Source organism: Kocuria sp. CCUG 69068, from assembly GCF_020833785.1.
Lineage (GTDB): Bacteria > Actinomycetota > Actinomycetes > Actinomycetales > Micrococcaceae > Kocuria > Kocuria rosea.
Window position 1 is genome coordinate 1 of record NZ_PDDL01000129.1, and the last position, 8,698, is coordinate 8,698.

The window sequence follows — 8,698 nt, forward strand, 5'->3', positions numbered from 1 at the left end:
GCCAGCGCGACCCGCGGATACATCGCGTCCACGATGCACGTGGCGAACAGGGCGATTCTCATGCGACCTCCGGAGTCGGGAGCGGGAAGACGGGACGACGACGCCGGGCCGCCTGTGGTCTGACCATAGTAGGACTATGAGCCGTACCACACAACCAGGGCGGCAGGCGGCGAAAACATTGCGCCGCAGGGGTTGGAGGTGTGACCTGGCTCATGTACTCTTCGTGGTCAGACCATTGTGGTCCGACCATACGGTGGTCGCGTGTGAGGTCCTTCCCGAACTCGTGTGCGGGAAGCACCGAACGACCACCCGACCGACACCAGGTCTGTACTGCTCTCCGCAACTCTCAGGGGAGCGCATCGAGATCACTGGGGCCGGGATGAGCTACGCATCGCGTCCCGGAAACCCCGACCCAGCCCGTACCACGCACCCGGCCCGACCCGTCACCCGCGATCCTCCGGGGCAGGGCCCAGAAAGGATCTGTCCGTGGACAATCTCGCTGTCCTGAGCCTTCTGGCTCTGCTGCCCCTGCTGTTGGTGGGTGTGCTGTTGGCCGGTTTCCGTTGGCCGGCGAAGTTCGCGATGCCGGTGGGCTACCTCGCGGCCGTCGTGGTGGCGCTGACCGTGTGGCAGATGAGCTTCACCGGAGTGCTGGCCGCCACCATCGAGGGCCTGATCGTGGCCATCACCATGCTCTACATCGTCTTCGGCGCCCTGCTGCTGCTCGCCACGCTCACCGTGGGCGGGGCCATGGCCACCATCCGCGCTGGCTTCAACAACATCTCGGCCGACCGGCGGATCCAGGCCATCATCATTGGCTGGCTCTTCGGCTCCTTCATCGAGGGCGTCTCTGGCTTCGGCACCACCGCCGCGGTCGTGGCCCCGCTGCTGCTGGCCATGGGCTTCCCCGCGATGGCCGCCGTCATGATCGGCCTCATCGTCCAGTCCACCCCCGTGAGCTTCGGGGCGGTCGGCACGCCCATCCTCGTCGGGGTCGCCAACGGCCTGGGCGGGGACCCCGCGGTCGCTCAGCGCGTCGAGATTCTGGGTGTGACCATGCCCGAGTTCATCAATTCGATCGGCTTCTACACCGCGGCCATCCACGCGATCGTGGGCATCCTCATCCCGCTGATCCTCGTGACCCTGCTGACCGGGTTCTTCGGCCCCGACCGGCGCTTCCGCGACGGGCTGGCCGTGTGGCCCTTCACCGTCTACGCCTCCCTGGCCATGACCGTCCCCTACGTGCTGGTGGCCCGCTTCCTCGGCCCCGAGTTCCCCTCGATGTTCGGCGGGCTCCTCGGCATGGTGCTGGTGATGTTCACCTCCAGCCGCGGCTTCCTCATGCCCAAGGACACCTTCCAGTTCGGCCCGCGCGCCGACTGGCCCACCCGCTGGATGGGCACCATCGAACCGGCCGAGGCCACCGACGTCTCCACCCACATGAGCACGGTCCGCGCCTGGGCCCCCTACGCCCTGATGGCGGGGCTGCTGGTGGCCACCCGTGTCATCGCCCCGCTGAAGGAATGGCTGACCGGCCTGGCGATCCCGTTCGAGAACATCCTGGGCACCGAGATCACCACCACCGTCCAGCCGTTCTACCTCCCCGGCTTCGTGCTGATCCTCGCCTCGGCCTTCGCCTACCTGCTGCACCGGATGAACTCCCGCGAGATCGCCCAGACCCTCAAGATCTCGGCCGGCCAGCTCGCCGGCACCGCCGCCGCCCTGCTCTTCGCCGTGCCCCTGGTGCGGGTGCTCATCCAGTCCGGCCCGGCCCTCAACGACTCGGGGCTCTCCAGCATGCCGGTCACCCTCGCCGAGGGCGCCGCCGCGATCTCGGGCAGCTCCTGGCCCGTGATCGCCCCCTGGATCGGCGCGCTGGGCGCCTTCGTGGCCGGGTCCAACACCGTGTCCAACCTGACGTTCTCCCAGTTCCAGTTCTCCACCGGCGCCGCGATCGGTCTCGACCGGCCCGAGCTCGTGGTCGCCGCCCAGGCTGTGGGTGGGGCCGGTGGCAACCCGATCGCGATCCACAACATCGTGGCGGCCTCCGCCACCGTGGGCCTGCTCGGGCGCGAAGGCGACCTGCTGCGCAAGACGATCATCGTGACCACCTACTACTGCCTCGCGGGCGGTGCGGTCGCGTACCTCTTCATCCACGGGGTGGGTCTCAACCTGGGCACCGTCATGCTGGTCCTGCTCGTCGCCGGACTGGCCCTCATCGCCCGCTGGTTGTGGCGCAAGGACGCGCCCGCCAGGAGCGAGCTCCGGGTCTGATCCGGCACGTGGGGCCGGTGCCGACGGCATGTCAGGTGCCGGCCCCACGCCTCCGGGGCCCCGAGGCTGCGCCCGACCCATCCGGTCAGGTGCAGCCTCGCGGTCTCTCTAGAATGGTCCGGTTCCCCATATACCCTCCAGGAGCCCCTCGTGCCCGCGGTCACACGCACCTACACCCTCGTCCTTGACTGGCTCGAGGAACGCCTGCGCTCCGGGGAGATCTCGGTGGGCGACAGACTGCCCGCAGAGCGCCACCTGGCCGAGGAGTTCGGGATCTCCCGCGCCTCGGTCCGCGAAGCATTCCGGGTCCTCGACGCCATGGGCCTGGTCCGTTCCTCCACCGGGTCCGGGCCCAACGCCGGGGCGATCGTCATCTCGGACCCCTCGGCCGCACTCGGCTGGGCGCTGCGGATGCACGTGGCCAACCGGTCCTTGCGCATCCGCGATCTGGCGCAAACCCGACTGCTGCTCGAGACCCAGTCCGCCCACGAAGCCGCCACCGCCCCGGACACTCCCCAACGCACCGCGATACTCGACCAGGCCACCGAACTGGTGGCCGCCATGGATGACCCGGACCTGCCGGACGAGCGCTTCCACGCCCACGACGCGCAGTTCCACATCCTGCTCGCCTCTCTGGCCGGCAACGTGGTGGTCGAGACGATTATGTCCTCGCTGCGCCAAGCCACCATCGGCTACGTCCAGGAGACCGTCGCCGACCTCGAGGACTGGCCGAAGGTACGCCAGACCCTTCAGGAACAGCACAAGAGCATCCTGGAGGCCTTCCAGCAGCGCCGAGGCGCAGACGCCGCCGACGCCCTGCGCCACCACATCATCTGGTTCTTCGAACTCAGCGACCACCGCTAAAAAGCGGTACCCAGAGTCCCGCATCACCCAGGATCGTTGACCGCTGCGCACTGACCGTTCCCGTCAACACGGGACCGCGTGCACGAACCACCCCAGGCACATCCCAGCGGACTGCATACTCACACCTCAAGAGCCTCCGGCTCCAGCCGGCCGCGACCGACCCCTGCCTCGTGCCGCCGCGGGGAAGCCATGCGCGTTCCAGGCCGAGAACACCGCGCGCCGATACCGCACCACGGAGCGCATCACATCGGGACGACCACGCACCATGGGCTCACCGCACTCCGGATGACCACCCCGAGGCCACAACCCAACCCAGAAGCGCCGACGAAAGGCACCGCCACCATGACCAGCCCCGACCCCGGCCCCGTCCCCGTCCCCGTGGAGGACTGCACCGTGCTGCAAGCAGGTGATCGCATCGATGTCCACCTTGCCGGTGACCTCTACTACCGCGGACTCGTCGAGGAGACCATGCCACTCCTCCACGTGGTGTGGGCCCGAGAACTCGGAACCGGCGAACGGAAAATGTTCTCCACCGACGAGAACCGCATCTTTCGGCACCCACCACCAGCCACCCCAGAAAAGCGCTGACGAAGACCTCTCCTGAAGGCACGCTCCACCGTTGTGACGGAAATCCGTGGAGCGCATGGATGCCAGACGCCCAAGGGCCGACATGGAGCCCGGCCGCTAACCGGCCATATGTAAAGAAGGTCGCGTCGAGCTACTGATGCAGCCAGTGTCCGCGGATCAATCAGCGATAGCGCGTTTGGTCCCTGAGTTCTAGGGTGGGAGATCCGCCAGGAAATTTCTGCTTCGTCAGCAGAAGCGTGCACTTCGGGCAGGGCCGGGTCTCGCCCTGGTGGTCCCGCAGAAGCATTGCCAGATCCTGGTGCCGGTGCTCCACTGGAAAGACGAGCCTGTCCTGGGCCCGTACGTCCAAGGGGGATCATCATGGCTGGTCACGACAAGCAGGCCGAGCACACCAAAGCAGAACACACTCACGGAGAGAACTGCGGGCACGAGACCGTTGAACACGGCGATCATGTGGATTATCTCCACGACGGTCACCGGCATGCGGAGCATGAGGACCACTACGACGAGTGCGCGTAGCCTGCCCCCGGCATCCTTCAAGAGGCCCCTGCAGAGAGCAGGGGTCTCTTGTTCTGCCCCGGCATCGGTTGAGGGACAGCTCCTGCTGCCCTGCTCCAGGCGCGCACATTGACGGGCATTGTGGGCGGGCATTGTGCGTGAACGCTTGAGACGTGGGCGTGCCAGGGAGACTCGTCCACGAGCGGGTGAACGTGAACGGGGTCAAAGCAGCTGTTCGATGGTGTTCCCGCCGTCGGTGGTGCGCAGCACGGTTCCGTCGGCCACGAGCAGGGCCTCAGTCTCGCCTTCCTCCGTGAGCCCGGCCCCCAGGGCGGTGATCTCCCCGATCGGCTGGTCACTGGCCGTCCAGGTTTCCCCGGCATCTGCGCTGGTCAGCAGGTTCCCGTCGACCCCGGCCCCGACGATGGTCTTGTCGTCGGCCCAGGCGATCAGGGACATCAGCTGCGGGGTGTCCAGGGTGTCCCAGGTGGCACCGTCGTCCTGGGAGCGCATGACGCCGTCCTCGGTGGTGGCCAGGATGGTGCCTGTGCCCGGGGCGATCGCCAGGGCGGCCGGGGCGGAGGGGATCTCGAGGGTGTCCCAGGTGCGCCCGTCGGAGCTGGCGCGCAGCTGCCCATCGAAGCCGAGCACCCCGTTCGGACCGGCGGCCAGGGTGTGGAAGTCCGATTCCCCGCCCCTCGAGAGCACCTCCCAGGTCTCGCCCTGATCGGTGGATTCGATCAACCCGACCGGTTCGGGCAGATCGGTGCCGATACCGGGGTGGCCCGAGGCCAGATAGCGGCCCTCGGGCGTGACGGTGAAGCCCATCAGGTCCACGACCGGACTTGCCTGAGTCAGTTCCCCGTCCTGGAGACGGAACAGCCCTTCATGGGTGGCCAGCAGGATCACCCCTGCTCCTGCTCCTGCTCCTGCGCCGCCTCCGGTCACCGTGTCGCGGGTGATGGCGTGCACATGGGTGATCGCCGTGCCGGTGCTGCTCGCTCCGGCCGGTGCCGGGCTCTCCGCCGGGGAAGTACACGCGGCCAGGGCGCCGGTGCCGAGCAGGCCGAGGCCGCCCACGAGCAGGGTTCTACGGGTCAGGGGGTTCATGGGTCCTTTCCGCCTCGCACCACACTGCGAGGGCCATCCACCATTGTCGACCGGTCGGGGAGGGACCCTGTGGCGTTCTCCGTGAAGGTTTGGCGAAGATTCCTCCCCCGACCAGTCTCCGGCACGAATGCGGTGCGGACGGAGGGGACACTGAAGTCATGGATTCTGGCATCGATGCGGTGACCGGGCGGGTGCTGGTGGTCGACGACGAGAAGCCCCTGGCCCGGATGATCGCCACCTACCTCACCCGCGCCGGCTATGACGTGGCCACCGCCCACACCGGGCCCGACGCCGTGGAGGCCGCCCGCAGCCGGAGCTTTGATGTGGTGGTGCTGGATCTGGGGTTACCCGGGCTGGACGGGATCGAGGTGTGCCGCAGGATCCGGGGCTTCTCCGAGTGCTACGTGCTGATGCTCACCGCCCGCGGGGACGAAGACGACAAGCTGGCCGGCCTGGCGGCCGGGGCCGATGACTACATCACCAAGCCTTTCAGTGTGCGTGAGCTCGTCGCGAGGGTGGCCGCGGTGCTGCGCCGGCCCCGCACCACCGTGACTGCTGTGGAGCCGGCCCGGGTGTTCGGGGACCTGACCGTCGATCTCACCGCCCATGAGGCGCAGGTGGTCGGTGAGCCGGTGGGGTTGACCCGCACCGAGTTCGACCTGCTGGCCGCCCTGACGGCGCGGCCGCACCAGGCGTTGTCCCGTCGTCAGCTCATCGACACCGTGTGGGACCCGGCCTGGGTGGGCGATGAGCGGCTGGTGGATGTGCACATCGGTCACCTGCGCCGGAAACTCAGTGAGGATCAGAGCGCCTACATCGACACCGTGCGCGGGGTCGGCTATCGGATGGTGAGCCGGTGAGCGGCCGGCGGCACAGCTGGGGGTTGGCCTCCCGGTTCTTCCTGGCCCAGGCCATCGTGGTGGCCGCCAGCATCCTCGCCGCCGTGGCCGTGGCCTCCTTGGCCGGGCCCCCGATCTTCCACGAACACCTGATCATGGCCGGGCACTCGGAGAACTCCCCGGAACTCCTGCACGTGGAGCAGGCCTACCGTGACACCAACCTCATCATCCTGGGGGCGGCCCTGAGCACTGCTGTGGTGTGCGCGGCGGCGGTGACCTGGTTCTTCACCCGCCGCCTCCAGCGGCCCCTGGCCGCACTTACCCAGGCGGCCCAGTCCATGGCCCGCGGGCGCTACGACACCCGGGTCCCGGCCCTGGGTGCCGGCACCGAGGTGGACGCGGTCGCCACCTCGTTCAACACCATGGCCACCCGTCTGCAGCGCACCGAGGACACCCGCCGGCGGATGCTCTCGGACCTGGCCCACGAGATGCGCACCCCGATCTCGGTGCTCTCCGTCTACTGCGAGGCTCTCCAAGACGGGGTGACGCACTGGGACGAGGCCACCGGGGAGCTCATGACCGACCAGCTGGGACGCCTCACGCGCCTGGTCGAGGACATCCACGACGTCTCCCGGGCCGAGGAGGGCCGGATCGAGCTGGAGCGCACCGCACAACCCGTCGACGAGCTGCTGCGCACCGCCGTCGAGGCCCACCGGGAGGCCTACGCCGCCAAGGGCGTGCATCTGGTGCTCGAGGCGCAGGATGCCGCCGGGGTCGTGGAGGTGGACCGGCAGCGGATGGGTCAGGTGCTGGGCAACCTGCTCACCAACGCCCTGCGCCACACACCGCCCGGTGGCACGGTGACCGTGCGCGCCGCCGTCCACGGCCCCGGCCGTCTCGGCCTGGTCGTGGCCGACACCGGCGACGGGATCGCCGCCGAGAACCTGCCCCAGGTGTTCGAGCGCTTCTGGCGCGGGGACACCGCCCGGGACCGCGACCACGGCGGCTCCGGGATCGGCCTGACCATCTCCCGGGCCCTGGTCGAGGCCCACGGCGGAACGCTGAACGTCAGCTCCTCCGGTCCCGGAGCTGGGACGGTCTTCACCGTGGAGCTACCCCGCCCCACCCGGCACCGCCCCCGTGAAACCACGGTCGCCGCATGACCCCACGCTTGCAACATACCCCTGGGGGGTATATACCTGGGGGTGGTGAGGACGTATCCGGTCCTACCGCCCGAATCGATCGAAGGAGCTTCACATGAGCCACGAGACCCGCTCCCCGTTGCCGATGGCCTCCACCGGCTGCGCCTGCTGCGCACCCGCCCCCGCCGCCGATCACGCGGCTCCTGCTGCTGGGACGGCTTCCGCTACCGGCACGACGTCGACCTACCAGGTTCAGGGCATGACCTGTGGCCACTGCGCCACCAGCGTCACCGAGGAGCTCACCGCCCTGAAGGGTGTGAGCGAGGTGCACGTGGACCTGGTGGCCGGTGGGGCCTCCACCGTCACGGTCACCGCCGAACACCCGCTGAGCACGGAGGCGGTCCGCACCGCAGTGGAAGAAGCCGGTTACACCCTCGTCACCGCCTGACGAGACCGACCACCGCCCTGGCCCGCCAGGGACCTGCGCGAAAAGGAACGCCATGAGCACCCCGCAGCACCACGACCGCCCCACCGCCCCGGGCCAGGCGCACACCGGCCACGACACGGACCACCCCGCCGATCACCACGGCGCGGCCCACCGCGGCCGGCACGCCGATGCCGACACCCACGGGCAGGCCATGCCGCACGCCCACGCCCACTCGGCGGTGGACGAGGACCACCAGGTCCACACCCACGGCGAGCACGCCGGGCACTCCACGGCGATGTTCAAGAACAAGTTCTGGCTCTCGCTGGTACTGGCGATCCCCGTAGTGGTCTTCTCCCCGATGGTCGGGCACCTGCTGGGTTACCACGTCCCCGAGTTCCCGGGCTCTACCTGGATCCCTCCGGTGCTGGGCACCGTCATCTACCTTTACGGTGGTGCCCCGTTCCTGCGCGGCGGGCTCACCGAGCTGAAGTCGAAGCAGCCGGGGATGATGCTGCTGATCGCCATGGCCATCACCGTCGCCTTCGTCGCCTCCTGGGTCACCACCCTGGGGATCGGCGGGTTCGACCTCGACTTCTGGTGGGAACTGGCCCTGCTGGTGGTCATCATGCTGCTGGGCCACTGGATGGAGATGCGCGCCCTCGGGGCGGCCTCCTCCGCCCTGGACGCCCTGGCCGCGCTGCTGCCCGACGAGGCCGAGAAGGTCGTCGACGGCGACACCGTCACCGTGCCCGTCGCCGAGCTGGCCGTGGGCGACGTCGTGCTCATCCGCCCCGGCGCCCGGGTCCCGGCCGACGGGGAGATCGTCGACGGGACGGCCGAGTTCGACGAGTCCATGATCACCGGCGAGTCCAAGGCCGTCAGCCGGGCACCCGGCGACACGGTGGTCGCCGGGACCGTGGCCACCGACACCACCGTGCGCGTGCGGGTGGAGGCCG

The 8,698-nt window shown here is 69.0% G+C and carries 7 protein-coding genes and 1 pseudogene; 7 read left to right on the forward strand and 1 reads right to left on the reverse strand.

From position 1 onward, the window contains the following. Positions 1–486 precede the first annotated feature (486 nt). The 3 genes from CRM73_RS16840 to CRM73_RS16850 all read left to right on the forward strand — a co-directional run bounded on the left by CRM73_RS16840 (position 487) and on the right by CRM73_RS16850 (position 3,726). The gene (locus CRM73_RS16840) at positions 487–2,274 is read left to right on the forward strand and encodes an L-lactate permease (RefSeq protein ID WP_095651902.1); all 1,788 of its coding nucleotides are present in this window, start codon (positions 487–489) and stop codon (positions 2,272–2,274) included. A gap of 150 nt (positions 2,275–2,424) precedes the next feature. Further along, positions 2,425–3,138 (forward strand): FadR/GntR family transcriptional regulator, encoded by a 714-nt coding sequence (locus CRM73_RS16845; RefSeq protein ID WP_095651903.1) that lies wholly within the window; start codon positions 2,425–2,427, stop codon positions 3,136–3,138. A 342-nt stretch (positions 3,139–3,480) separates the two neighbouring features. Further along, positions 3,481–3,726 carry a hypothetical protein gene (locus tag CRM73_RS16850; protein ID WP_141246871.1) on the forward strand — a complete coding sequence of 82 codons (246 nt, stop codon included), beginning with the start codon at positions 3,481–3,483 and terminating at the stop codon, positions 3,724–3,726. 720 nt (positions 3,727–4,446) lie between these two features. On the opposite strand, the gene CRM73_RS16855 is transcribed toward CRM73_RS16850, so the two are convergent. Continuing rightward, the gene (locus tag CRM73_RS16855) at positions 4,447–5,334 is read right to left on the reverse strand and encodes a F510_1955 family glycosylhydrolase (RefSeq protein ID WP_047804189.1); all 888 of its coding nucleotides are present in this window, start codon (positions 5,332–5,334) and stop codon (positions 4,447–4,449) included. Positions 5,335–5,492: 158 nt separating this feature from the next. Here CRM73_RS16855 and CRM73_RS16860 point away from each other — a divergent pair, with 158 nt between their 5' ends. The 4 genes and pseudogenes from CRM73_RS16860 to CRM73_RS16875 all read left to right on the forward strand — a co-directional run. Then, positions 5,493–6,194, forward strand: a complete 702-nt coding sequence (locus CRM73_RS16860; RefSeq protein ID WP_229588587.1) for a response regulator transcription factor — start codon at positions 5,493–5,495, stop codon at positions 6,192–6,194. Then, positions 6,191–7,336, forward strand: coding sequence for a cell wall metabolism sensor histidine kinase WalK (locus CRM73_RS16865; RefSeq protein ID WP_047804187.1), 1,146 nt, complete (start codon positions 6,191–6,193; stop codon positions 7,334–7,336). Before CRM73_RS16860 ends, CRM73_RS16865 begins: the two co-directional genes overlap by 4 nt. Positions 7,337–7,430: 94 nt before the next feature. Further along, a complete protein-coding gene (locus tag CRM73_RS16870; protein WP_058874192.1) occupies positions 7,431–7,763 on the forward strand; it encodes a heavy-metal-associated domain-containing protein in 333 nt (110 codons plus the stop codon). A 52-nt stretch (positions 7,764–7,815) separates the two neighbouring features. Then, positions 7,816–8,698 (forward strand): annotated as a pseudogene (locus CRM73_RS16875) (heavy metal translocating P-type ATPase); the annotation flags it as partial.